This is a genomic window from Jatrophihabitans sp. sgz311053, assembly GCF_056135305.1.
In genome coordinates, this window is record NZ_JBWAXP010000001.1 from 757,221 (window position 1) to 781,181 (window position 23,961).

The following is a 23,961-nucleotide window of genomic DNA, read 5'->3' on the forward strand; positions in this document are numbered from 1 at the left end:
TCAGCTCCGGGCTTTGGTGGCAGGGGCGGTGGTGGCGTCGCTGTCGTGGCGGTTCTCGTAGGCCTCGACGACCTCGAGCGCGGGACCGTCCATGACGATGCGGCCCTGTTCGAGCCAGATGGCCCGGGTGCAGGTCTCGCGGATGATGCCGAGGCTGTGGCTGACGAGGAAGACCGTGCCGGCCTCGTCCCGCAGGGCCTTGATGCGGGCCTCGCTGCGGCGACGGAAGCGGGCGTCACCCGTGGCCAGCGCCTCGTCGATGAGCAGGATGTCCGGCGTCCGGGCGGCGGCGATGGCGAAGCGCAGCCGGGCGCCCATGCCGGAGGAGTAGGTGTTCATCGGCAGCTTCACCGCGTCGCCGATGCCGGCGAACTGGACGATGGAGTCGTACTCGGCGGCGATCTCGTCGGGCGTCATGCCGAGCGCCAGGCAGCCCAGCTGGATGTTCTGCTCGCCGGACATGCCGGCCATCATGGCGGCGGCGACGCCCAGCAGGGAGGCCTGACCGCGGGTCCAGACGACGCCCTGCGAGGGCGCCATCAGCCCGGCCACCGCGCGCAGCAGGGTCGACTTGCCCGAACCGTTCGGCCCGATCAGGCCGATCGCCTCGCCGCGGTACGCCGCGAAGCTGACGCCGCGGACGGCGTGCACGGTGCGCTGATTCGGAGCCTGCTCGCGCAGCAGCATGCGCCGCATGGCCGCGGGGGCGCCACCCTTCTGCCGCTTGCCGAGCACGCGGTAGATCAGGTGGACGTCATCGACGACGACCGTCGTCTCGCGTTCGGTGTCGATGGTGAGCTCAGACATTGCCGTACTCCTCCTCGCCGCGCCAGAAGTAGAGGTAGGCCGGGGCGGCGAGGCCGACGGCCCAGGCGACACCCAGGCACCAGGTGAAGAGCGAGGCCGGTTGGCCGACGAGCAGCGCCGAGCGTGCCAACGACAGATAGACCGTGGCGGGGTTGAGGTTCATGACCGTGGCGACCCAGGCGGCGTGTCCCTGGCTGAAGACCTGCACGCTGTACATCACGCCCGAGCCGTACATCCAGACCCGCGAGAAGAACGGGACCACCTCGGCGGTGTCGGGGACGCGCGCGCCGATCCGCGCGAAGACGAACGACAGCCCGAGCCCGAAGATCGCGAGCAGGACGATCGCGGGGGCGAGCAGCAGCCAGTGCCAGGTGATCGGCTCGCCGCTGATGAGCAGGATCGGGACCATCACCGCGATCGAGTAGAGCAGCTGCAGCAGCGCGACGAGCGTGGTGGAGATGGGCAGCACCGCGCGCGGGAACTGCAGCGCCCGCACCAGGCCGATGTTGCGGGTGATCGACTGTGACCCGGTCTTGAGGACCTGCTGGCAGAAGCCGAAGACGAAGACACCCACGGTGAGGAAGGAGATGTAGTTCGGCACGCCTCGACTCGTGTGCAGCAGCAGGCCGAAGATCAGGTAGTAGACGACGATGTTGAGCAGCGGCGTCAGCAGCTGCCACGCCTGGCCGAGGAAGTTCCCCTCGTAGCCGACGGCGTTGGAGGCGCGGGCGTAGGCGACGACGAACCACCGGCGCTCCCACAGCCGCCGCGAGTACTCCTCGATCGGCAACCGGGCGCCGGCCCGCTGCAGTCCGGGCGCCGGCGGCGCCTCCGGCAGGGTCAACAGCGTCATCGGGCCTGCTCCAGGTGGGTGCGCAGCCGGCTGAGGAACCGGTGTCGGGCGGGGGTCATGCGTTCGGCGAGCACGTCGTCGAGCAGCCGCAGGTCGATGTCGGCGACGTCGACGACCAGCGGCAGCAGCGCGGCGACGTCCGTGGCGAAGGCGTCGATGTCCGCCTCGCTGGTCTTCTCGTTGAGGCGCCGCAGCCGCCGTCGCAGCTTGCGCACCGTGGTGGCGGCGTCGGCGTCGCCGAGCAGGGCGACGGCCTGGGCCAGCAGTCCGGCCATCCCGTCCGGATGGAGCGCGTCGAGGACGGCAGCGGCCCACTTCTCGCCGTCGCGCAGGTCGTCGTCGGGGTCCAGGACGCCCTGCTCGTGCAGCGCCGTGGTCAGCGCCCGGACCGGGTGGACGAAGGTCTCCGACGCCGCGAGCTCCCGCAGCCGGTCCCGGGTCGCGACCAGCCGGCTGATCTCGACGTCGAGGTCGTCGGCGAGGGTGCCGAGGGCGGTGCCGAGCGAGACGTCGTCGTCCTCGCCGGTCGTCATCCGCTCGGCGATGTCCGGCAGCGACATCCCCAGCGACCGCAGCCGGGCGGCGCGGACGAGGGCGACGACCTCCCGTCCGCCGTAGCGGCGGTAGCCGGAGGAGTCTCGCGGCGGCTCCGGGACAAGCCCGATGGAGTGATAGAAGCGCACCGTCCGGGGGGTGACGCCGGCGAGGTCGGCGACCCCCTTGACCGACAGGCCGGCGGACGTCTTCGGGCTCACGACAGCGACTATGAGGCTTGACGCAGCGTCAACGTTGGGTCGTTAACAGCTAACCGACAGGAGCGGGGCTCCCCGGACAGGAAAAAAAGACTGCCCCGGCACCGGTTCGGTGGCGGGGCAGTCTCGGACAGTAGCGGCAGGCTGCGGCGGGTACCTCCGTTGTTCCCCCGATCAACGGGTTCGCGCAGACACGAGCACCGGAGTACTCGAGGCCGGTGCTTCGTGACTCGGTCTCCCGAGTGGTACTCACACCGAACTGCCTAACAAGGAACTTACACATGGCCCCACGGGCTGTCAACTCAAGGTCGTTGGCGCCGCTGCTCGATGCGCTCGCGCCGCGCGACGACGGCCAGGTGGTGCGCCTCGGACGACCGCCTGTCCCGGACCCGGCCGGGCTCGCTGTAGCCGTAACCGGCGCGGACGGCCCGCTTGTCGGTGTCGACCATGATGTTGATGACCGAGACGAGGACCAGCGTGCCGGCGAAGGTCAGCCCGGTGATCAGCCGCAGGCCGATGCTGCCCGGCACCAGGAGCATGTAGAGCACGAAGAACGGTGCCGTGATCAGCAGGATCCAGCGCGCGAAGTGCCGCAGCGCCCAGGTCCGGCAGGTGAGGTCGTGCAGCACCCAGGCGCTGTAGCGGCGCGGCAGGGTGCCGCCGTACCAGTACTTGATCATGAGCAGCGGGCCGGGGCGGTGGATCTCCGTCGGCGGCAGGTCGGCGGTGGCGTCTGGGTCGTCGGCTGGGGTGGACACGTGGTTCTCGCTCTCGCTGGGGATCGACGAGGCCGCCGGGGCGGTCGTCTGCGAGTGTCCCGAAGTCGGCTCGCCGATGCCAACGGCCCACAGTGCCGGCTGCGTGTCGGGCGCTTCGGTCTCCGGCGACGGCCTCTGGTCCCGATGCGGGGCAAGTGGAGTGATCTGCACTATGCAAAGGTTGCACTGTGCAGATTGTGTGCCAGGCTGGAGTCGTGACGGGAGGAGCGCGCCACGGCGCCGACGAGCTGGTGGATGCGGTGCTGACCGCGTCCCGGGTCCTGGTGGCGGTCTCGGCGCGCTCGCTGGCCGAGGTCGAGCACTCGGTGACGGTGACGCAGTTCCGCACCCTGGTCGTGCTGAGCACGCGGCCGGAGACCAACCTCAACGGCATCGCCGAGGCGCTGGGCGTCAACGCCTCCAGCGCGATGCGCATGGTCGACAAGCTCGTCGCCGCCGGCCTGGTCGAGCGGGCCGGCAACCCGGAGAACCGGCGCGAGGTCCGCGTGCTGCTCACCCCCGCCGGCGCCGGGCTCGTCGAACAGGTGACCGCCCGCCGACGGGCCGAGATCGCCCGCATCGTCCGCGCCATCCCCGCCCAGCAGCGTGCGGAGCTCGCGCCGGCGCTGCGGGCCTTCGCCGACGCCGCGGGGGAGCCGCCGGTCGCCGGCGGCGTGACGGCGTTCGGATGGTGAGGATGCGATCGCAGGCGGCGATGCCGGGGTGGCTGTCGCGGGTCGGCACGTCGGTGCACGGCCGCAGCCGGCGGCCGGTGGACGTCTCCGGCGACAGCGCGCCGGGGTTGGTCGGCTTCGTCCTCGCCGCCGCGCTGGTCGGGATCCTCACCGGGCTCGCCGCCGCCTCCTTCAAGCTGCTGCTCACCGACGGCGCCGGGCTCCGCACCCGCTTCGCGCACTGGGCCGGCGGCTCGGCGTGGGGGTTGCTGCTGCTGGCGTCGTGCTGCGCGGCTGCGGCCGCGGTCGCGGCGGCCCTCGTCGCCCGGGTCGAGCCGCACGCGGAGGGCAGCGGGATCCCGCGCGTCGAGGCGGTGGTCGAGGGACGGACCGACCCCGGCCGCTTCCGCATCCTCCCGATCAAGTACGTCGGCGGGTTGCTGGCGATCGGCTCCGGCCTCGCCCTCGGCCGTGAGGGGCCGTCGGTTCAGATGGGCGGAACCGCCGGCACCATCGTCGCCGCGCTGACGCGCCGCAGCCGGGCCGAACTGCGCATCCTGGTCGCCGGTGGCGCGGCCGCGGGTCTCGCCACCGCCTTCAACGCCCCCATCGCGGGCGGGGTCTTCGTCCTCGAGGAGCTCGTCAAGCGCTTCGATCCCAAGACCACGGTGGCGACGCTGGTGGCCTCGGCCGCCGGGTTCGCGAGCGCCCATCTGGTGGTCTCCGGTTCCACCACCGATTTCGTCGTGCCGCATCTCGCCGAGCCGCGCTTGCGCGAGGCGCCCTGGGTGGTCCTCGTCGGCCTGCTCTGCGGGCTGGCGGGGAGCGCCTACAACCGGGCGATCATGACGGGATTGCGGGTCACCGACGCCAGTCGGCTGCCGGTGGAGGTGCGGGCGGCGGGCATCGGGCTGGCCGTCGGCCTCATCGCATGGTTCGCGCCGGACCTCGTGGGTAGCGGTGACAACCTCACCCAGCGAGCGCTGCTGGGCCACGGGACGGCGATCGCCGTGCTGGGCGTCCTCGTGCTGCGGTTCGCGCTGGGTGTCGCCTCGTACTGCGCGGGAACGCCCGGCGGCCTCTTCGCGCCGATGCTGGTGCTCGGCGCCGACGTCGGGCTGGTGGTCGGGTTGCTCGCCGTCCAGCTGGCGCCCGGCACGGCGGCGGCTCCGGCCGCGCTGGCCCTCGTCGGCATGGCTGCCTTCTTCACCGCCAGCGTCCACGCGCCGGTGACCGGGCTCATCCTCGCCGCCGAGCTGACCGGGTCGACGAGCCAGCTGCCGCCGATGCTGGGTGCCTGCGCCATCGCCATGCTCGTCGCCATCGCGCTGCGGTCCCGGCCGATCTACGACCTGCTCACCGAACGCGCCGCGCGCCGCGCGTCCTGAACCGTCCCGGTACGCCGCGACCGTCCGACCGAGAGTGGATCCGAGCGCCGGGGGCCGCGTACTTGCTCTCGATCCGCTGCCGCGTCGGGTATCTAGCGGCTCGGGGCAGGGGTGCTCATCCGGTACCGGCCGCTCGTCACCGTGGCCCGCCGTCCGGTACCCCAGGTGACGACGAAGCGGCGTCCGCCGAGGGAGAGCCGGGCGCGCCAGCCGGCGCCGGCGGGACGGACCACGCCGGAGACGCGGGTGTCCACCGTCCAGCGGACCTTGGTCAGGGTGGCGGTCCCGTCCTCGGCGTAGCGGATGCGGCCCCCGCGCAGGCCACGGTCCCGGTGACCGTCGAGGTAGCGAGACCGGACGACGGCGTCCCCGGCGGCGGCGACGGCGACGCTCGCCTGCCGTCGCAGCCGCACCGGCGCAGAGCCTCGTGCGGCGTGGGCGCGCGCCAGGGTGCGCGGGTAGCGGGGCACCACCCGCACCGCCGGGATACGCGCGGCGCAGGAGGTGCCGAGGCGTCCCCTCGGTGTGCGGACGAACTGCCGGACGATCGAGGCCCCGCACGGATCGTCGTTCTCGAGAGCCACCAGGTGGACCGTGTTCGCGGCGACGACCGTCCGCGCCGAGCGACCGAGCTGGCGGGCGACCCGCGCGCCGTCCGCGGCCGGCGTCAGCGAGTCGAACTCGCCGTTGAGGACGAGCACGGGGACGTGGGTCGCGTTCATGGGTGCGCCCGCCGGGACGGCCGGGTCCGCGGGATGCGTGGGCGCCGGCCAGGTGAGGCAGCCGGTGTAGGTCTCGGTGTAGGGCAGGACGCGGATCCACTCGCGCGTGGTGAAGGGCCGGAACGTCGCCGCGGGAAGGCTGCGGACGGCTCGCGCCAGCTCGGCTCGGCGGCCGGCGGTCGACGAGCGCATGTCGAAGAGCTGGGGGTAGTCCGTGCAGGCGACGGCCATGTAGAGGCCGTCGGAGTACGCCGCCGCCGGGGCGCTGTAGTCGCTGTAGTCCCAGCCGATGTCCTGCGCGTAGAGCCGCAGCAGGGGGGTGGCGTCCTGGTGGTGCAGCAGCGCGCGGACCGCGGCGTCGAGCTGCCGGTAGGGGTCGGGGTCGTAACCGGCGTCGTTGACGATGTTGACGAGCGCGGTGACGTCGAGGGTGACGCGGTGCAGCCTGCCGTCCACCCCCGGTGCGCGACCGGTGATCGGGTGGTGACGCAGCCGCTTCACCAGCCGCCCAAGCCGGGCCCACGACGACCCGGACGGGCAGCCCGAGGCGCGTCGGCAGGCGGCGTCGAAGGCGCGGTGCGCCGTGGTGACGGTGGTGCGGTACCAGGGATCCAGGCCGCGGGCCTCGTACGCGGAATCGAGGACCACCGAGCGCAGCAGCCGGGGGTAGCGGGCCAGGAAGGCCTGCGCGAAGAAGGTGCCGTACGAGTCGCCGAAGAGGTCGACGGGGCCGAGGTCCAGCGCCGCCAGCACCCGCGCGGCATCGCGAGTGGCGTTCGCGGTGCCGAAGAGGTCGGAGGCATGCACCCAGGTCCCGTCGCTCCGGCGGAAGGTGCGGTTCAGCTGCCGGCCGCAGGCGGTGACGGCGGCGGCGAAGTGGCTCGACGGCGACGGCAGGGACTGCAGTCGTCGACAGTCCAGCGGGGTCGAGCGTCCGGTCCCGCGGGCGTCGACCACCAGCAGGTTCCGGGTCCGCAGCATCGGGCCGAGCATGGTGGCGAAGTCCGCCGCGGTGCCGGTGGACGGATACCCCGGCCCGCCCTCCTGCGCGAGCACCGTCCCCTGCGCCCGCCCCAATGCCGGGCGCCAGCCGAAGCCGACGGTGATGGTCCCGGCCGAGGCGTCGGTGTAGTCGAGGGGGACGCGGATGCTGCCGCACCAGGCGGCGAGCGTCTCTTGCAGCGTGCACCGCCGCAGCGACACCGACCCGACCCGGCGCACGGTCGGGCTCGTGGTGGGTGCGGCCGCGGCGGCGCTGAGTCCGGCGAGGAGGGTGACGGCCGAGGCAGCAACGGCAAGGGTGCGACGCATGACCGGGATCCTGCCGCGTGGGACGCCCGGCCGTCACGCCTTCGGAGTCACTCGCCGGCACGATGCGTCAGGCGACGCCGGGCAACGCCCGCAGCCTTCGATGCGATGGCATCGTCGGACGCGCAACTCCCGGACCCGACGACGCTCTCCGTAGGTCCCCCTCCATGACGCGGATGGTCCAGACAAAGAATGCCAGTGCCGCACATTGGGCGCCGACGACGAGGGCGGTGAGAGCGACGGCGATAGCGCACAATCTCGGATAATTCATGAGGCTTCCAGACTCGAGGTGTTCCGAGTGCTGTCCTGCCACTCGAACAGGAGACTGGCAGCGTGTCCTTCGCTGCGGGAAACCCGTAACGGGGGTGTACCCACCCCCGCCCGGCGCCAACCGGCTACCCGCGCGCAGAGTGGGAGAGCCGAACCGATCACGGTGTCACGCCACCGTGGTTCCCCCGTCGACGGGCAGGATGCTGCTGGTGACGTAGTCGGCGTCGATGAGGTAGGCGATGGCCTTGGCGACGTCCGCACTGGTACCGACCCGACCCATCGGCACGCGCTGGGCGGCCTCGGCGAAGCGCGCGCGTCGCTGGTCGTCGGGCAGGAAGGTCCACCAGTCGGTGTCGATGATGCCCGGCGCGACCGCGTTGACCCGGACCGGTGCGAGTTCTGCGGCCAGTGGGGAGATCAACCGTTCGATGGCACCGTTGGCAGCGCTGATGGCGACAGTTCCCGGTACTGCGGCGCGAGGCCCGGATGCGGAGATCATGGTGATGGACTCGGTGACCCTGGCCTGCTGGACGGCGTGCAGGTAAGGCAGCACCTTGCCGGTGGCGGCGGCGGCGACATCGTCGAAGTCCAGCGACTTGAGGTGACCCACCCCGACCGGTCCGGGGCTGAACGCGAGGACCAGATGCTCGAAGGCGCCGAAGTCGGCCAGGAAGGCTGCCGTCGCCTGACGGTCGGCTCCGTCCAGGATCGTGGCGCCCGCGAACCGGTCGCGTACCGCGGCAAGCCTGCCCGGATCGCGCCCGGTGACGGTGACCTCGATTCCGTTCTCGGTGAGCAGCTCGGCAGTCGCCAGGCCGATGCCCGAGGTCCCGCCCATGATCAATGCCCGCACAGCGGTTCCCTTCGAAGTTTCGAGAATGCCTTCTCGAAACTATACGAGACCGTGGTCTTGTAATCTCGCCGCGTGTCGGGAACCACGAGGCGAACGCCTGGCCGGCCCCGCAGCGAGGCCGCGCGGCAGGCCATCCTCGCCGTGACGGCAGCGATGATCGTCGACGAGGGCTACGGCAACACCACGATCGAGGCCATCGCCGGACGGGCCGGGGTCGGCAAGCAGACGATCTATCGCTGGTGGCCGACGAAGGCCGACGTCGTCCTCGAAGCCAGTGCCGGCAACGCGGACGTCATCGTGCCGGTCGCCGATCACGGCAGCTACGCCGCCGACCTGCGCGCGTTTCTGCGCGCCGGCTACGCGATGGCGAATCAGCCTCGGACCGCCGATCTGCTGCGATCTCTGATCGTCGAAGCGCAACTGCGGCCCGAATTCGGCGAGCGGTTCCGTGCCACGTTCCTGCAACCCCGGCGGCAGACCTTCGCGGCCATCACCGAACGCGCGGCTCGGCGTGGCGATCTGCCCCGCAGCCCCTCGCCGCCGATCGTGGCCGACATCGTCTTCGGGACGCTCTGGTACCGGCTGTTGGCCACCGGGGAGCCGCTGGACGAGGAGTTGGCCGAGGAGCTTGTGGCGACCCTCTGCTGATCTCGCTCGGACCACCCGAAACTGCACGCAGCAGCTCCCGGTGCGCACCTCGGCCCGGGGAGACGGGGGCCATTCCGGTAGCCGGAGACGCTCCCTGACGTCTGTTGTGAGCGGTCCGCCCGAATCGTTCGGCGGCGACGCTCACTTCGTAACGTCGCTGTCATCGCTGGTCTGTCACGATCCCGCCATGGCTGCAGCCGATCTGACGACGTCCGACGTGACCGCGCCCGTCGACAATCCGAGCCGGCACTACGGCGACCGTGTCGTCGCCGTCGAGCCGGGCGGAATCGAGCCCATCCCGCTGGACGAGCGGCACGGCCGTCCGATCGGGCTCTTCTGGACGTGGACGTCGCCGAACATGGAGTTCGCGACGATCACGCTGGGCCTGCTCGGGCCCATCGCCTTCGGCCTGAGCTTCTGGCAGTCAGTGCTGGCGGTCGTCGTGGGCACCGGGCTGGGCTCGATCAGCCAGGGCGTGCTCTCGGCCTGGGGGCCCCGGCACGGCCTGCCGCAGATGGTGCTCGGCCGCACCGCCTTCGGCTTCCTCGGCAACATCCTGCCGTCCGGCATCAACGCGATCGTGGCAAGTGTCGGCTGGTTCGCGGTCAACAGTGTCAGCGGTGCGCTGGCCCTGCACGCCCTGGTGGACGCGATTCCCAAGGCGCTCTGCCTCGTGATCGTGGTCGTCGTCCAGATCGCCGTCGCCTTCTTCGGCCACAACCTGGTGCACGCCTTCGAGCGTTACGCCTTCCCCGTGCTCGCCGTGGTCTTCGTGGTGGCCAGCATCATCGTGCTGACCAAGACCGACCCGTCCGCCAAGCCGACCTACGACGGCGGCATCGGCGGCTTCCTCGTCATGGTCGGCGCCACCTTCGGCTACGCGGCCGGTTGGAACCCCTACGCCTCGGACTACACCCGCTACCTCGAGCCGCGGACCCCGCGGCTGCCCGTCGCGCTGGCGGCCGGCCTCGGCGTCTTCGTGCCCTGCGTGCTGCTGCAGGTGGCGGGCGCGGCGGTCTTCACCGCCGGCAACAGCGCCGTCGACCCGTCGTCGTTCACCGACCTGCTGCCGACGTGGCTGGGCAAGCTCGCCCTGCTCTGCATCGCACTCGGCGCGGTCGCCGCGAACGCCATCAACATCTACAGCGGTTCGATGTCGTTCCTCGCCGTCGGCATCAAGCTGCCCACGCAGCTCGCGCGCGCCGTCGTCGCCCTCGCCTTCGGCATCGCCGGCTTCCTCGTCGCGCTCTCGGCGCTGGGCAATGCGGCCGAGGACTACGAGCAGTTCCTGCTCGTCATCGCCTACTGGGTCGGACCCTGGCTGGGCGTGGTGCTCGTCGACCGGCTGCTGCGCCGGGGACAGGACCTCACGCCGCTGCTCGCCGGCACGACGGCGAACCGCAACTGGGCCGGGTTCATCGCCATGGCGATCGGCATGGCGGTCTCGATCCCGCTCTTCTCGAACCAGACCGACTTCGTCGCCGTGGTGCCGAAGAACTATCCGTCGGTCGGCGACCTGACCTTCGAGGTCGGGTTCGTCGTCGCCGCGATCGTCTACGCCGCGCTCTACAAGCCGCTGCGCCAGCGGGTCGCCCCGGCGCCAGCCGCGGGGACGCCCTCGGAAACACTGGCGACGTGAGTCACGCCGACATCGTCACCTGGCTGGACGTCGCCGTCGAGGAGGCCCGCACGGGCCTCGCCGAGGGCGGCATCCCCATCGGCGCCGCGCTGATCGGGGCGGACGGCACCGTCCTCGGCCGCGGGCACAACCGGCGGGTGCAGCACGACGACCCGTCCGTGCACGGCGAGACCGACGCCTTCCGCAACGCCGGACGGCAGCGCAGCTACCGCGGCACCACGATGGTGACCACGCTGTCACCGTGCTGGTACTGCAGCGGCCTGGTGCGGCAGTTCGGCATCTCCCGCGTCGTGATCGGCGAGGTGCAGACCTTCTCCGGCGGCCACGACTGGCTGGCCGAGAACGGCGTCGACGTGGTGCTGCTGGACGACGAGCGCTGCGTGCAGCTGATGACGGACTTCATCGCCGCCCGCCCCGAGCTGTGGTTCGAGGACATCGGAGAGGACGCACTGTGACTGCGGACGCCATCGCCACCATCGACCTCACCCCCTGGTTCGAGGGCGACGCGGACGACCGCGCGCGGGTTGCCGCGCAGGTCGACGCCGCGCTGCGCGACGTCGGCTTCCTGCTCGTCACCGGTCACCGGGTGCCGGCCGAGACCCGGGCGGCGCTCCGCGACGCCGCCCGTGCCTTCTTCGCCCTGCCGGCCGACGTCAAGCAGAAGTACGCGGTCACCGTCGCGGGCCGGGGCTGGCTGCCGCCGGGTGTCGAGGCCAACGGCTACTCCGAAGGCACCGAGACGCCCCCCGACCTCAAGGAGTCCTACTCGGTCGGTGCCGATGACGCGACCGCCCCACTGGACGGGTACTGGTTCCAGCGCAACGTCTTCCCGGACGAGGTGCCGGCGCTCGAACTCGCGGTGCGCGACCACCTCGCCCGGATGAAGACGCTGGCAGACGACCTGCTGCAGCTCTGCGCCGCCGCGCTCGGCCTGGACGAGGACTTCTTCACCCGCCACACCGCGCAGGCGACCCACACGCTAAACCTCAACTGGTACCCGCCGGCCGCCGTGGCGGGCACTCCCGAGCCGGGGCAGTTCCGCATCGGCCCACACACCGACTTCGGCACGGTGACGATCCTCGACCGCGAGCCGGGGCGCGGGGGACTCCAGGTCTGGACCGAGCGCGATGGCTGGGCGGACGCGCCGTTCCACCCCGACGCGCTCACCATCAACACCGGCGACCTGCTCGCCCGCTGGTCGGGCGATCGCTGGAAGTCGAACCGGCATCGCGTGCTCCCCCCGCAGGCCGAGGCCCCGGACGAGGATCTCGTCAGCCTCGTGTACTTCTACGAGACCGATCGCGACACCGTCGTCGAGGCACTGCAGCCGCCGGTGGGAAGGGCCAACACCTACGAGCCCGTGGTGGCCGCCGACTTCCTGCGGGAGCGGCTGGACGCCATCACGATGGCCTGACCCAGGGCCTGCCTCCCATTTCCGGGGCTGAGAACGACGAGGGCTGGCAGCGCAGCGCCCTGAGATTCACGTTTGTTCTCAATCGCGTTCTGAATGACGATGCCTTCTGGGTTCGGATCGGTCCTTGAGTGTTAGGTTTCTGATTGGCTTCTGTATGTTTCCGTGATTGGAAAGGCCTCCAATGCAAAGCGTGGATCGAATTGCCATGCGGGTTTCTGAGGTGCGGTATTTGGCCGCCGCAATCGACGACGAGATTTCGATCATCAATGGCGGCAATCGCGATCTTGCATGGTCGGAAGATCGACGGCGAGAACTTTCGGCGTTGCGAGATCGCGTGACATCTCGCGCGGCGCCGCCGGGCTCGGGTGCATGGTTGCCTGATAACGACGTGGTACAGCTGGAACAGTCACGCTCTGATTGGTTATCACTTTATACCGTACTGTGTGGTGCGAAGTTGATTGCGGAAGAAATCGAAGAGCCGGATCGAATCGCAGATGCTCTCCTTGGTAATTTTGAAAGGGCGTTAGATATACAGCCAGCCGAGAAGGCTGAGGCAGAGCGGGCCGCGGTTTTTCTTCATCGGCCACTGCCAGGGACCCGAACGATCGTTTTCCAGCCACGAACGACCTAACCGACCGCGACATTTATCCGCGACAGGGGCTCACCGAGCAGATCAGCGGGTCGCAGAACGCCGTCGCGTCTCCGGACAGCATGGATACAGCACGACGGTCGCCGACGCCGCCCGTCGGCCCGTCCGCAAGCAGCGCTCGACCACCCAGCGCCCCGGAATCCGGGGCGTTCGGGTATCGTCGCAGCGTTCCGCGGGTGTAGTTCAATGGCAGAACATCAGCTTCCCAAGCTGACAGTGCGGGTTCGATTCCCGTCACCCGCTCCACGATCAGCCTCGGCACGGCAGCCGCACAGCTGACGCCCGGGCCCACTTCCTAGCGTCGAGGCATGGACGCCAAGAAGCTTCGTTCCACCGCCGACTCGCTGCTGCGCAAGCACGGCGGCAAGATCGACAAGGGTCTCGCCTCGGCCGAGCGGTTCGCCAAGAAGCGGACCAAGGGCGATCCGAAGAAGGCGCGTCAGATCGAGCAGGCCGCGGCGAAGGTCCGGGGCGTGCTGGACGGCGCGGGCAAGCCCCGGGGCCGCTGACCCCTCAGACCCGCTTCTCCCCGTCCGTGCCCGGCCGCAGCGCCGGCACGTGCGGGGCCAGCGCCCGGCAGACGTGATAGCCGATGAGCACGATCAGCGTGCCGGCGGCGATCCCGCTGATGGAGAAGTCGTCGGTGAACGTGATCGTCAGGTTGCCGATGCCGGCGATGAGGCCGGCGCCGAGCGGGACCAGGTTCACCGGGTTGGCGAAGTCGACCTTGGCCTCGATCCAGATCTTGGCGCCGAGCAGGCCGATGATCCCGTACAGCACCAGCGTGATGCCGCCGAGGACACCGCCGGGCGTCGCCGCCACGAGCGCGCCGAACTTCGGGCAGAAGCCGAAGAGGATCGCTACCACGGCCGCGATGTAGTAGGCCAGCGTCGAGTAGATCCGGGTGGCGGCCATGACGCCGATGTTCTCGGCGTAGGTGGTGGTGGGGGAGCCGCCGACGGCGCTGGCGATGGCGGTGCCGACGCCGTCGCCGATGAAGGCGCGGCCGAGGTAGGGGTCCAGGTCGTCCCCGGTCATCTCGGAGACGGCCTTGACGTGACCGGCGTTCTCGGCGAGCAGTGCGATCACCGACGGGATCACCAGCAGGATGAAGGTGATGCCGAAGTGCGGCAGGTGCGGGCCGGTGAGGGTCTGCCCGTCGCCGGTGACGATGTCCTTCGGGACGCCGATCCACGACGCGTTGCTCACGTCGTGCCAGTTGATCCGGTCGCCCGGCACGCACTTGCCGGCGGTGTCGCAGATGTCGACCTTGCCGATCTGGTCGGCCAGCCAGGAGATGAGGTAGCCGAAGACCAGGGCGAGGAAGATCGCGATCCGGGCGACGAAGCCGCGCGCCAGCACCGACACGAAGATCACGAACGCGGTCGTGAGCAGCGCGACCCACTGGTCCTTCGGGAAGTAGGTGGTGGTGGCAACCGTGGCCAGGTTGAAGCCGATGAGCATGACGACGGCACCGGTGACGACCGGCGGCAGGGCATTGCGCACCAGGTGGGCGCCGCCGAAGTGCACGATCACGCCGACGATCGCCAGGATCACGCCGGCGACGAGGATCGCGCCGGTGACGTCGGCCGAGTCGCCGCCCTGGGCGCGGATCGCGGCGACACCTGCGACGAACGACGCGGACGTCCCGACGTAGCTGGGGATCTTGTTCTTGACGATGAGCAGGAACAGGATCGTGGCGACGCCGGACATCAGCACCGCGAGGTTGGGGTTCAGCCCCATGATCACCGGGAAGATGAAGGTCGCGCCGAACATCGCCACCACGTGCTGCGCGCCCAGGCCCACCATGCGTCCGGTGGAGAGGCGCTCGTTCGGACGGACGACCTCGCCGGGTGGCGGCGTCTTGCCGTCGTGCACCAACGTCCAACTGAACATGCCCATGCGCTCCCCCTGCAGCCGTGGTGGTGGGGGCATCCTGGCATCCGCCGTCGGTCCGACGGCGGAACGTGGGCGCGACGCGCAGGATCAGCCGGTCGCGCTGAGCTCTCGCTCGCGGGCAACGGGAACCGCGCAGCCGACGACACCGCCGCGCCACCCGCCGGCCCGTCGGCGGGAGGCCGCGACCGCCAGCATCAGCCCACCGCCGACCCCAACGGCGAGCGGCATACCGCCGAGCAGCCCGGCGGCGGTCACCGCCACGACACCCGCGGTGCCGGCCGCGACCCAGGTCGAGGGGACCGTCCAGCCGTCGACGGTGGCGAGCAGCGCCCGCAGGGCCTCCGGACTGCGGACCGCGCCGCAGCCGACGATGGCCAATCCGCGGACACCGCCGAAGACGAGGGCTACGGCGAGGGCCTGCGGCGCCGATCCGGTGAGGACGCCCAGCGCCGCGGTCAGGTACACCGCCGCCGTCATGATGTAGGTGGCGAAGCCGGCGCCGATCTGGACGCCGTAGCCGCCGGCGTAGATCCAGCGGCGGTAGGTGACGAGCCAGCGCTCGTCCACCTGGCGCGGGTGCACCGGCAGCGACCGGCCGACGATGCGGGTGTCGGAGGCGACAGCGACCACCGCTGCCACGAGGACGAGCGACCACCGCATCCCGTCGGTGAGCGGCAGCTGGCCGAGACTCGCGGCGGCCAGCGCCATGCCGGCACCGAGCAGCGCGCCACCGGCCACGGCACCGGCGACGTACCAGCAGGCCGTCACCCAGAACCGGTGACCGCGAGCCGACTCCGACACCGGGTTGAGCGAGGAGAGCATCGACAGCCCGCACGGCGACCAGACACCACGGACCGCCGCGACGACGGCGACGACGAGCGCGAGGACGAAGAGCACGGCAGCCTCCTCAGGGGGTCTTGGTGTCGGTGCGCCAGGCGACGGTCGTGCCGACCGTCGCGGTAAGCCGACCGTCGTTGCTGATGGTGAGGGTGGCCGCACCGCGCAGGTACTTCGTCCGCGTCTGCCACCGCGTCTTGCCGTGACGGTCCATGACGTAGACCCGACCGCGCTTGCCGATGATCGCGTAGCCACCGCGGGCCGTGCCGTCGGTCTTGGACTGCCAGATGACGCCGCGGCCGTTGCGCAGGACGAGGTTCCCGTCGTCCTGCATAGTCAGCTTGGTGTGCCGGTCACGTGCGACAAGCCGATCACCGGCCCGCAGGCGCTCACCGGGCCGCAGCACGTGCCGGCCGTCGGCGTAGGTGACGACGCGCGGATAGGTGTTGCCCTTGCTCAGGCAGGGGGCGCTGTGCAGCCGGGTGTTGTTGTCCGTCGCGCTGGACTTGCCGCACTTGCCGGGGTAGAGCTGCCACGGCGGCGTGCAGCTGATCTGCCGGCAGACCACCGGCGTCACGCCCTTCACCTTCGTGTTGCACTGCCCGTAGCGGAACCGGTTGCAGGCCACGTAGCGGTGGTCGCAGTTGGACTTGTTGCAGCGGCAGGTGAAGTGCTTGCCGGGCAGGGCGTTGCAGTCGATGTAGTAGCGCGCCGCGCCGCCGCACCAGGACGAGCGATCCGCCTTCCACCAACCCCCGGCGAAGGTGTTGGGCGGGCAGGTGTTGCGGCCGGAGTTGATCGAGCAGCACATCACCGACCAGCCGGCGTCGCAGGTGGCGCCCGGCCCGCAGACCGAGGCGTAGGCGTCCTGCGGTCGGGTGAGGAAGTCCCAGGGGTTCACGGCCAGCGCGGTGCCGGTGAGGGTGGCGGTGGTGAGGAAGGTGCGGCGGCTCGTCCGCCGACCACCGAAGGCCGCGATGCGGTTGACGAGCCGTTCAGACAGCGAGGTCGTCACGAGCCGCCACCTCCAGGTTGTCGAGCACGCTGTGGACCTCACCGAGCAGCCCGGCGGCGTGCTCGCGGGAGCCGAGGACGACGTAGAGGCAGAACGGCCGGCCGAGGGTGGTGAAGAACGTCTGGCTGCCGAGCTGCCCGGCCAGCCGACGCTGCAGCTGATTCGGCGCGAAGTCGCGCAAAGTCGGTCGCGGGACGCCGCGGTGCTCGAAGAGCGGGGTGTCGGCCTCGACAGTGTCGTACTCCAGGACGGAGACGAAGGCGTGGTGGGCACGCATCCGCTCGACCGCGCCGGTGCCGAAATCACCGCGGCCGGGTGGCAGCGCGAAGTTGGCAAGGTGCAGCACCGGGTTGACCGACTCGCCGCCCAGCCAGTCGCCGACGACCTCCGGATCGTCGCGGACGTACAAACGCGCCTCCCAGCGGGCGGGGAGGGTGACGCGCAGTCCGTGACCGGAGACAGTGGCCAGCGGCCCCGCCGCCCGCGGCTCAGTCACCGTCGTCGCCGTACAGCCGCGGGTCGCCCGGACCGATGCCGGCGGCCAGCAGCTCCCGATCCATGGCGAGCTCCTGTTCGGCATCGCGCTGCGGCTTGCGTGACCGCTCACCACCGGTGGCCCCGGCATCGCCGGTGGAGCGGGCCAGCAGCTCGGAGACCTGTCGCAGCGACTGACCCGTCCCCTCACCCCGGATGCGCCCGGACGGGCCGTGGACGAAGACGACGTGCGGCGAGCCGGGCACCTCGTACTCGCGCCAGGCCGAGCTGGAGAGGACGACGTCGACCCCCGCCGGCGCCATGGCGACAAGGTCGGAGAGGCTCTCGTCCGCCGCGCTCTGCGGCACCACCAGCAGCCGGGTGTCCAGGGGGAGGGCGATCGCGCCAGGCTGGCCGAGCTCGGTCCAGAAGGTCTCGCAGGAGGCGCAGCCGCTGGAGAGGAACAGCACGAGCGTGTCGTGGTCCACGCCGACCACGCGTGCGCTCACCAGCTCGCCGTCCAGTGTCTCGCCCGCGATGTCGTGCGCAGCACCGAACTCGCGCTCATCGGCGGCGGGGCTGGCGACGGAACTGGCGACGGGCTTGCTCACCACCGGCAGCAGCGAGAAGTCACCGGCCGGAGCACCGTGGTCGTGATCGGCGGTGGCGCCGCCGTCGAGCTGGTGCAGTCGTCTCAGGACGGTCCCGTATGCGCGCAGCAGTCCGGCCACGAGCACGCAGAGCACGGCGAGGACCACCGACTCCAGGACGACGAGAACGGTCACGAGGCCTCCACGAGCCGGCGGGCGGACGACAGCGCCGGGAGGGCCGTCATGGACAGATAGGTGAGGGCGGCGAGCACCAGGACGAGCAGCCCGCCACCCGCTGCGGCCAGGGCATCGGCGTCGCCGAGACCGCCGCCGACGGGAAGACCGACGACGGTGCCCGCCGTACCCACGGTCGCTGCCACCACCGTCACGACGATGTGCGCCCGTCCCACCGGTGAGTCGTCCCGGCCGAAGCAGCCGCACGAGACCGGACGTCCGCCGCCGGCGAGCCGGACGGCGACGATCGCGAAGACGAGATAGGCCGCGGCGAGCAGCGCCGGGGCGAGGCGACCGCCGACCGTCAGCACTAGCACGGCCACCGCGACTTCGCCGACGCCGGCGAGGCGGCCGACCGGCCGGAGCAGGGCGGGGCGTCGGGGCAGCCGGGGCGCGGTGAGCCGCATCAGCTCGCCGAGCATGACCGCCGTCGCCTGCGGGCGGACGATCTTGGCCAGGCCCGAGCCCAGCAGCACGACGGCAGCCGACGCACAGAGCGCGCCGAGAACGGTGGTGACGGTCAACTGACCTCCCGGAGGGTGGCGCGAGCTTGTCACGGGAATCGGTTGACCGCGACCGGTTGGCCCCTGTGCGAATGCTGAGGGTCATCAGGCGCAAGAGTTGACCAGTCAACGGCGCCGGGGACTGTGAAGATCAAATTTTCCTCGCGTCGGTTAGCGCAGATGCGCTTCGGGACATAAGGCTGCTCACGGACTGCGCTGCCGTCCGTCCCCCGTTGCGCTCGACGAAGGCCCCCGAATGACTCGTCGCCCCCGCCGTCCTGCCCGCCCCGTGACCCGTCTCGTGACCACTGCGGTCGCGACGGCCATGACCGCCGGCCTCCTCACCACCGTCACCGTCACCGCGCCCTCCGCCGGTGCGGTGACAAGCCGAGCCAGCGCGATCAACACCGCCAGCGCCTACGCCAAGGCGCGGGGCTACAAGGTCGGCATCGCGGTCTACGACACCAAGACCGGCCACGTGATGGGCAACAGCCTGAAGAAGACCACCTTCGCCAGCGAGTCGGTGATCAAGGTGATGATCGCCGCCCGGCTCATCCTGCAGGGCCGGATGCACGGCAGCACGTCCGCGCGCGCCAAGCGGATGATCGCCTGCTCCAACGACGGCATCGCCAACTCCTTCTACGGCAGCGTGGGCGGCGACTCCCTGCTGAGCTGGACCAAGAAGCGGTTCAAGGTGCCGAGCCTGGGCAGCGGTCCCATCCGTGGCAACTGGTGGGGCAGCAACCGCATCACCGCCGACGGTCTGGTCCGGCTGTACGCAAAGCTCAAGGCGGACAAGCGCATCGGGCCCTGGCTGCTGCGGGCCATGCACTCGCACACCACCCGGGGCTGTGACGGCTTCTACCAGGCGTTCGGATTGCCGCAGGCCGCGTCGCGCACCGCGGTCAAGCAGGGCTGGGGTAGCGACTACAGCTACCGCACCCCGAACGCGAGCATGAACTCCACCGGCTTCGTCAACGGTGATCGCTACGCGATCGCCATCCTGGCGCGCGGCAAGGCGAGCAGCTACGGCTCGCGCCTCGGCAACATCATCACCGGCGTCGCCAAGCGGCTGCTGCCCGGTCGCGGCTTCCCCAGCGGCGTCCCGGTGGTGACCAAGGTGTCCGCGACGAAGGGACCGGTCTCCGGAGGCAGCCGGGTCTGGCTGACCGGGCGCGACTTCGCCGCGGTGCGATCGGTGACTTTCGGCGGCACGAGGGCGAAGTTCTCGGTCCGCAGCGACCGCAGCATCCTGGCCATCGCCCCGAAGCGGTCCGCCGCCAAGGTCAGCATCGTCATCACCACGCTGCTGGGCCGATCCCGCGGGGTGGCCTTCACCTACGTGGCGCCGCCCCGGCCGGTGACACCCAAGCCGACCCCGACCCCCACCCCGTCGAGCACCACCCCGACCACGCCGCCGACCACGCCGTCGAGCAGCTCGGTGCCGACCTCTGCGGCTCCGTCGACATCCACGACGACAGGAGCCACGGCGTCCTCGGCCGCGCCGCTTGGTGCCACGGCGGGGACTTCGCCGGTACCGGCGGGGTAGCGGTCAGTCCTGGGCGGGACGGAGGTACAGCCGGTCGCTGCCGATGACGGCGAGGACCGACGGGCCGGCGTTCTCGAAGACGAGCATCCCGCCGAGCTCGCAGACGGCCTGGTGCGAGGCGAACATCGCGTCCCCCACCTCGGCGTCGGCCACCCCGGCCCCGGCGAGGTCGACGCGCAGGTAGCGCCGCCCGGCGGACATGTGGGTACGCAGCACGCTGGTCAGCAGGGCGACCGTGGACGCTTGCAGCACCCCGGAGACCTGGACGCTGGCTCGCAGCGCGTCGGCGGCGACGGTGGCCACCTCGAGTCCGCGGAAGTCGGTGTCAGCCCGCGCGGCAGACCACATCGGGCCGGAGCCCGGCGTTGCGGTCGAAGTCATGGTGCCTCCGCAGGCTGAGGTGATCCGACCGGCGGATCGGGGTCTTACTACCCCTGGTCCGGGAAATCCAAACCACTGTTATCAACGTCGAAGTTAACGCTTTCTTTAACTCCGGCGGTAACGCAGAATGGCCGGGCGGGGCAAGGCAACCGGGGGAACGGCGGCCGTCCTCGGGGGCGGCCCGACTCACGATCGAGGTATCTCCCGATATGTCCCGCTCCTCCTCCCGACTGCGCTCCCGTCTCGTCGCACTGAGCCTCAGCGTCGCCGTGCTCGGAGTGCTCGCCGCCACCGCTCCGGCGGCCGCCGCCCGCACACCGGCCACTCCGCGCAACCTCACCAGCGCCATCGAGCCGATGACCGGTTACGAGGGTCAGGTCGCCTGCGACCCGCGTATCCGTCCCGGCACCGCCAAGCTGGCACGGCTGATCGCGGCCACCTACCCCGCAGCGCGCAGCTGGTCGTCCACCTACGCCTGCGGCACGGACGGCAGCCGCAGCGAGCACTACGACGGCCGCGCCATCGACTGGATGACCAGCGCCCGCAACGCCCGGCAGCGCGCCGCCGCCACGTCGTTCCTCACCTGGCTGCTGGCGACCGACAAGCAGGGCAACCGCTTCGCCATGGCGCGCCGGCTGGGCGTTATGTACGTCATCTTCAACAACCGGATCTGGGGCGGCTGGAGCGGCCGGTGGGAGGACTACAACGGCTGCACCAGTCCGAAGAACAAGGGCCGCGGCAACGACAACTGGTGCCATCGCACCCATGTCCACCTGTCGCTGAGCTGGAACGGTGCGATGGGCCGCACCACCTTCTGGACGAACCGGGTGGCGCCGACCGACTACGGGCCGTGCCGGGCCGACGGCATGAACTGGGCCGGCCGCTACGCCAAGGCCAACCTCGTGGGTTGTCCGGCCGTCGCTGCCACCAAGGCCGGGAAGGGGGCCTCGGCCGTCCGGAAGGCGCTCGTCAAGTACTCCGGCTGGTATCTGCGCAAGGGCTCGCGCGGCGCCGCCGTCTCCGCGGTGCAGTCGGCGCTGAAGGTGCGCGCCACCGGCAGCTTCGACGCCGCGACGGCCACCGCGGTCCGCACCTTCCAGCTTCGTCACAAGGTGCCGGTCTCGGGCCGGGTCGGCGTCGCGACCTGGCGGGCGCTGCTCGCCACCGTGCGCTGACCGGCAGCGTCACGGCTGGCCGGTGACCCGCCCGATGATGGTCTCGCCGATCTCGGCCAGCTGGGCCAGCTGCTCGGCGGAGAGGGCGTCCACCACGTAGCGGCGGACAGCCTCGACATGACCGGGCGCGGCCCGCTCGAGCACGGCGAAGCCCTCGTCGGTGAGCGTGGCGACCTGCCCGCGGCGATCGGTCTCGCAGTCGGCCCGGGCGACCCAGCCGCGCTCCTCGAGCCGGGCCACCGCATGGGACAGCCGGCTGCGCGAGCTCAGGGTGAGGTCGGCCAGTTCGCTCATGCGCAGCGAGCGGTTCTCGGCCTCGGAGAGGCGGACCAAGACCTGGTAGTAGGTGTGCGGGAGGTCGGCATCGCGCTGCAGCTCGCGGTCGAGTGCGTCGAAGAGCACCTTGGTCGATTCCACGTACGCCCGCCACGCTCGCTGCTCCGCCGGACTCAACCACGCAGTGGACATGACGCGGATCTTACGGGGAACAGAGTCGAGGGGTATCTGGTTGAGCGTTTGACTATGCTGGCAGGACGCGTCTACCCGGAGGAGTGATCGCGATGCCGATCCACCGCTTGAATCACGCTGTGCTTTACGTCCGCGACGTCCGTCGCAGCGTTGCCTTCTATCGGGACGTCCTCGGCTTCGAGGTCGCCACGGAGGCCGCCGGTGGCCGTGCCGCCTTCCTCCGGGCGGCGGCGTCGTCCAACGACCACGACCTCGGTCTCTTCCAGATCGGCGCCGACGCCGGCCAGAGCACTGCCGGCCGACAGACCGTGGGGCTGTACCACCTCGCGTGGGAGGTCGACACCCTCGCCGACCTCGAGGTCACCATGCAGCGGTTGGCCGCCCATGACGCCCTCGTCGGCGCTTCGGACCACAGCACGACCAAGTCGCTCTACGGTCAGGACCCCGACGGACTCGAGTTCGAGGTCGCCTGGGTCGTGCCGGCCGACCTGCTGGACGAGGCGACCCTGGAGGCGCGGACGAGCATCCGCCCGCTCGACCTGTCCCGCGAGATCGCGCGCTACGGCGCGCAGACGCCGGGAGGCATCGGCATCAGCCGGATCGCCGTCGGCTGAGCCGCGCCGGGCCCGCTCCGGCTCGTCTCTAGAATCGGTCGTGTATCCCGCCCCGCCGACTGCGAAGGCATGCCCGCGATGACCGATGGCCCCACCCGCGTCCTGCTCCTGGAGCAGATCCACCCCGACGCCGTCGAGATCCTCCGTTCGGCAGGCTTCGAGGTCGAGACGGTGGACCGTGCCCTGGACGAGGACGAGCTGATCGAGCGGCTCGCCGGCATCGCGCTGCTGGGCATCCGGTCGAAGACCCAGGTGACGCAGCGGGTGCTGGACGCCGCCGACCAGCTGGTCGCCATCGGCGCATTCTGCATCGGCACCAACCAGATCGACCTTGTCGCCGCCTCGGCCGCGGGCGTCGCCGTCTTCAACGCCCCGTTCTCCAACACCCGCTCGGTCGTCGAGCTGGCCATCGCCGAGATCATCTCGCTGACCCGCCGGTTGACCGAGAAGAACGCCCTGATGCACGCGGGGGTGTGGGACAAGTCGGCCGCCGGAGCCCACGAGGTCCGCGGCCGCACGCTGGGAATCGTCGGCTACGGCAACATCGGCACGCAGCTCTCCGTGCTGGCCGAGAACCTCGGCATGAAGGTGATCTTCTTCGACACCGCCGACCGCCTCGCGCTCGGCAACGCGCGCCGCTGCCTGTCGCTGAAGGACCTGCTCGCCGAGGCCGACGTCGTCACGCTGCACGTCGACGGTCGTCCCGCCAACGAGAACTTCTTCGGCGAGGACGACTTCGCCGTGATGAAGCCGGGCTCGCTCTTCCTCAACCTCTCCCGCGGGTTCGTCGTCGACTACGCGGCGCTGCGCCGTCACATCGAGTCCGGCCACATCGCCGGCGCCGCGGTCGACGTCTTCCCGGTGGAGCCCAAGGGACGCGGTGACGAGTTCGTCTCCGAGCTGCGCGGGCTGCCCAATGTCGTGCTCACCCCGCACATCGGCGGGTCGACCGAGGAGGCACAGCAGGACATCGGCCGCTTCGTCGCCGGCAAGTTCCGCGATTACGTGCTCGACGGCTCCACGGCCATGTCGGTGAACCTGCCGGGGCTCTCCCTTCCCCGTCCGGACGGCACGCTGCGCCTGATCCATCTGCACCGCAACGTCCCCGGCGTCCTTGCCCGCGTCAACGGCCTGCTCGCCGACCACGGCGTCAATGTCGAGGCCCAGCTGCTCGGCACCAGTGGCGAGCTGGGGTACGTGGTCACCGACAGTGCCTCCGGCACCACGCAGGCCATCGTGGACGAGATCCGCGCCATGCCCGAGACGGTCCGCCTCCGCGTCATCTTCTGATCCCGGCCGCCGCCTCCGCGTCATCTTCCGATCCCGGCCGGTCGACCCCGGCCGCCCACCCCCCCGCCGAGTGGTCGAATTCGGCGCCGAGTGGTCGCCCTGGCCGCGACCACTCGACGGCCTTTTCGACCACTCGGCGGTTGCTGTGACGACGGCCTACCGATTACTCGGTGGTTGCTGTGACGGCGGCCTGGTTT

26 protein-coding genes and 1 tRNA gene are annotated in these 23,961 nt (G+C 70.8%); 13 read left to right on the plus strand and 14 right to left on the minus strand.

Going from position 1 to position 23,961, the window contains the following annotated elements; translation table 11 throughout:
- The 4 genes from AC0NZQ_RS03270 to AC0NZQ_RS03285 form a co-directional block, all read right to left on the minus strand.
- Positions 1–807 carry an ABC transporter ATP-binding protein gene (locus AC0NZQ_RS03270; protein WP_474528208.1) on the minus strand — a complete coding sequence of 269 codons (807 nt, stop codon included), beginning with the start codon at positions 805–807 and terminating at the stop codon, positions 1–3.
- Entirely contained in the window at positions 800–1,660 is an 861-nt protein-coding gene (locus tag AC0NZQ_RS03275; protein WP_474528209.1) for an ABC transporter permease, read from the minus strand. Before AC0NZQ_RS03275 ends, AC0NZQ_RS03270 begins: the two co-directional genes overlap by 8 nt.
- A complete protein-coding gene (locus tag AC0NZQ_RS03280) occupies positions 1,657–2,415 on the minus strand; it encodes a helix-turn-helix domain-containing protein (RefSeq protein ID WP_474528210.1) in 759 nt (252 codons plus the stop codon). Before AC0NZQ_RS03280 ends, AC0NZQ_RS03275 begins: the two co-directional genes overlap by 4 nt.
- 299 nt (positions 2,416–2,714) lie before the next feature.
- Positions 2,715–3,170 (minus strand): DUF5313 family protein, encoded by a 456-nt coding sequence (locus tag AC0NZQ_RS03285; RefSeq protein WP_474528211.1) that lies wholly within the window; start codon positions 3,168–3,170, stop codon positions 2,715–2,717.
- 215 nt (positions 3,171–3,385) lie between these two features.
- Between AC0NZQ_RS03285 and AC0NZQ_RS03290 the strand changes: the two genes are divergently transcribed.
- A complete protein-coding gene (locus AC0NZQ_RS03290) occupies positions 3,386–3,865 on the plus strand; it encodes a MarR family winged helix-turn-helix transcriptional regulator (RefSeq protein WP_474528212.1) in 480 nt (159 codons plus the stop codon).
- Positions 3,866–3,867: 2 nt separating this feature from the next.
- Positions 3,868–5,232 (plus strand): ClC family H(+)/Cl(-) exchange transporter, encoded by a 1,365-nt coding sequence (locus AC0NZQ_RS03295; RefSeq protein WP_474528213.1) that lies wholly within the window; start codon positions 3,868–3,870, stop codon positions 5,230–5,232.
- 92 nt (positions 5,233–5,324) lie between these two features.
- Here AC0NZQ_RS03295 and AC0NZQ_RS03300 read toward each other — a convergent pair whose 3' ends face one another.
- Positions 5,325–7,265 (minus strand): alpha/beta fold hydrolase, encoded by a 1,941-nt coding sequence (locus tag AC0NZQ_RS03300; protein ID WP_474528214.1) that lies wholly within the window; start codon positions 7,263–7,265, stop codon positions 5,325–5,327.
- Between the two features lie 433 nt (positions 7,266–7,698).
- Positions 7,699–8,385: an SDR family oxidoreductase gene (locus AC0NZQ_RS03305; protein WP_474528215.1), complete on the minus strand. Its 687-nt coding sequence runs from the start codon at positions 8,383–8,385 to the stop codon at positions 7,699–7,701.
- A 72-nt stretch (positions 8,386–8,457) separates the two neighbouring features.
- Here AC0NZQ_RS03305 and AC0NZQ_RS03310 point away from each other — a divergent pair, with 72 nt between their 5' ends.
- The 7 genes from AC0NZQ_RS03310 to AC0NZQ_RS03340 all read left to right on the plus strand — a co-directional run bounded on the left by AC0NZQ_RS03310 (position 8,458) and on the right by AC0NZQ_RS03340 (position 13,244).
- Entirely contained in the window at positions 8,458–9,033 is a 576-nt protein-coding gene (locus AC0NZQ_RS03310) for a TetR/AcrR family transcriptional regulator (protein WP_474528216.1), read from the plus strand.
- A gap of 187 nt (positions 9,034–9,220) precedes the next feature.
- Positions 9,221–10,672, plus strand: coding sequence for a purine-cytosine permease family protein (locus tag AC0NZQ_RS03315; protein ID WP_474528217.1), 1,452 nt, complete (start codon positions 9,221–9,223; stop codon positions 10,670–10,672).
- A complete protein-coding gene (locus tag AC0NZQ_RS03320) occupies positions 10,669–11,127 on the plus strand; it encodes a nucleoside deaminase (protein ID WP_474528218.1) in 459 nt (152 codons plus the stop codon). Before AC0NZQ_RS03315 ends, AC0NZQ_RS03320 begins: the two co-directional genes overlap by 4 nt.
- On the plus strand, positions 11,124–12,086 hold the full coding sequence (locus AC0NZQ_RS03325; RefSeq protein ID WP_474528219.1) for an isopenicillin N synthase family dioxygenase: 963 nt from the start codon (positions 11,124–11,126) through the stop codon (positions 12,084–12,086). The genes AC0NZQ_RS03320 and AC0NZQ_RS03325 overlap by 4 nt, the downstream gene beginning before the upstream one ends.
- A gap of 190 nt (positions 12,087–12,276) precedes the next feature.
- The gene (locus AC0NZQ_RS03330) at positions 12,277–12,717 is read left to right on the plus strand and encodes a hypothetical protein (RefSeq protein WP_474528220.1); all 441 of its coding nucleotides are present in this window, start codon (positions 12,277–12,279) and stop codon (positions 12,715–12,717) included.
- A 190-nt stretch (positions 12,718–12,907) separates the two neighbouring features.
- Positions 12,908–12,981, plus strand: a tRNA-Gly gene (locus AC0NZQ_RS03335).
- A 62-nt stretch (positions 12,982–13,043) separates the two neighbouring features.
- On the plus strand, positions 13,044–13,244 hold the full coding sequence (locus tag AC0NZQ_RS03340; protein ID WP_474528221.1) for an Rv0909 family putative TA system antitoxin: 201 nt from the start codon (positions 13,044–13,046) through the stop codon (positions 13,242–13,244).
- A 4-nt stretch (positions 13,245–13,248) separates the two neighbouring features.
- Here AC0NZQ_RS03340 and AC0NZQ_RS03345 read toward each other — a convergent pair whose 3' ends face one another.
- From AC0NZQ_RS03345 to AC0NZQ_RS03370, 6 genes are all read right to left on the minus strand, one after another.
- On the minus strand, positions 13,249–14,631 hold the full coding sequence (locus tag AC0NZQ_RS03345) for a uracil-xanthine permease family protein (RefSeq protein WP_474529409.1): 1,383 nt from the start codon (positions 14,629–14,631) through the stop codon (positions 13,249–13,251).
- A 90-nt stretch (positions 14,632–14,721) separates the two neighbouring features.
- Positions 14,722–15,531 carry a hypothetical protein gene (locus AC0NZQ_RS03350; protein ID WP_474528222.1) on the minus strand — a complete coding sequence of 270 codons (810 nt, stop codon included), beginning with the start codon at positions 15,529–15,531 and terminating at the stop codon, positions 14,722–14,724.
- Positions 15,532–15,541: 10 nt separating this feature from the next.
- Positions 15,542–16,486 carry a twin-arginine translocation signal domain-containing protein gene (locus tag AC0NZQ_RS03355; protein ID WP_474528223.1) on the minus strand — a complete coding sequence of 315 codons (945 nt, stop codon included), beginning with the start codon at positions 16,484–16,486 and terminating at the stop codon, positions 15,542–15,544.
- Positions 16,467–16,982 (minus strand): hypothetical protein, encoded by a 516-nt coding sequence (locus tag AC0NZQ_RS03360; RefSeq protein WP_474528224.1) that lies wholly within the window; start codon positions 16,980–16,982, stop codon positions 16,467–16,469. Before AC0NZQ_RS03360 ends, AC0NZQ_RS03355 begins: the two co-directional genes overlap by 20 nt.
- A complete protein-coding gene (locus AC0NZQ_RS03365; protein ID WP_474528225.1) occupies positions 16,975–17,745 on the minus strand; it encodes a hypothetical protein in 771 nt (256 codons plus the stop codon). The genes AC0NZQ_RS03360 and AC0NZQ_RS03365 overlap by 8 nt, the downstream gene beginning before the upstream one ends.
- Entirely contained in the window at positions 17,742–18,308 is a 567-nt protein-coding gene (locus tag AC0NZQ_RS03370; RefSeq protein WP_474528226.1) for a MauE/DoxX family redox-associated membrane protein, read from the minus strand. Before AC0NZQ_RS03370 ends, AC0NZQ_RS03365 begins: the two co-directional genes overlap by 4 nt.
- Before the next feature lie 304 nt (positions 18,309–18,612).
- Here AC0NZQ_RS03370 and AC0NZQ_RS03375 point away from each other — a divergent pair, with 304 nt between their 5' ends.
- Entirely contained in the window at positions 18,613–19,836 is a 1,224-nt protein-coding gene (locus AC0NZQ_RS03375) for an IPT/TIG domain-containing protein (RefSeq protein WP_474528227.1), read from the plus strand.
- A 3-nt stretch (positions 19,837–19,839) separates the two neighbouring features.
- Here the strand turns inward: AC0NZQ_RS03375 and AC0NZQ_RS03380 are convergent, their stop codons facing one another.
- Positions 19,840–20,217, minus strand: a complete 378-nt coding sequence (locus AC0NZQ_RS03380) for an STAS domain-containing protein (RefSeq protein WP_474528228.1) — start codon at positions 20,215–20,217, stop codon at positions 19,840–19,842.
- Between the two features lie 209 nt (positions 20,218–20,426).
- Here AC0NZQ_RS03380 and AC0NZQ_RS03385 point away from each other — a divergent pair, with 209 nt between their 5' ends.
- Positions 20,427–21,392: a peptidoglycan-binding domain-containing protein gene (locus AC0NZQ_RS03385; RefSeq protein ID WP_474528229.1), complete on the plus strand. Its 966-nt coding sequence runs from the start codon at positions 20,427–20,429 to the stop codon at positions 21,390–21,392.
- Between the two features lie 9 nt (positions 21,393–21,401).
- Here the strand turns inward: AC0NZQ_RS03385 and AC0NZQ_RS03390 are convergent, their stop codons facing one another.
- Complete coding sequence (locus AC0NZQ_RS03390; protein ID WP_474528230.1) at positions 21,402–21,860, minus strand: MarR family winged helix-turn-helix transcriptional regulator; 459 nt, start codon at positions 21,858–21,860, stop codon at positions 21,402–21,404.
- A gap of 92 nt (positions 21,861–21,952) precedes the next feature.
- Between AC0NZQ_RS03390 and AC0NZQ_RS03395 the strand changes: the two genes are divergently transcribed.
- Both AC0NZQ_RS03395 and serA read left to right on the plus strand, forming a co-directional pair.
- A complete protein-coding gene (locus tag AC0NZQ_RS03395) occupies positions 21,953–22,474 on the plus strand; it encodes a VOC family protein (RefSeq protein WP_474528231.1) in 522 nt (173 codons plus the stop codon).
- A gap of 78 nt (positions 22,475–22,552) precedes the next feature.
- Positions 22,553–23,764 (plus strand): phosphoglycerate dehydrogenase, encoded by a 1,212-nt coding sequence (gene serA / locus AC0NZQ_RS03400; protein ID WP_474528232.1) that lies wholly within the window; start codon positions 22,553–22,555, stop codon positions 23,762–23,764.
- The last annotated feature ends 197 nt before the right edge of the window (positions 23,765–23,961 follow it).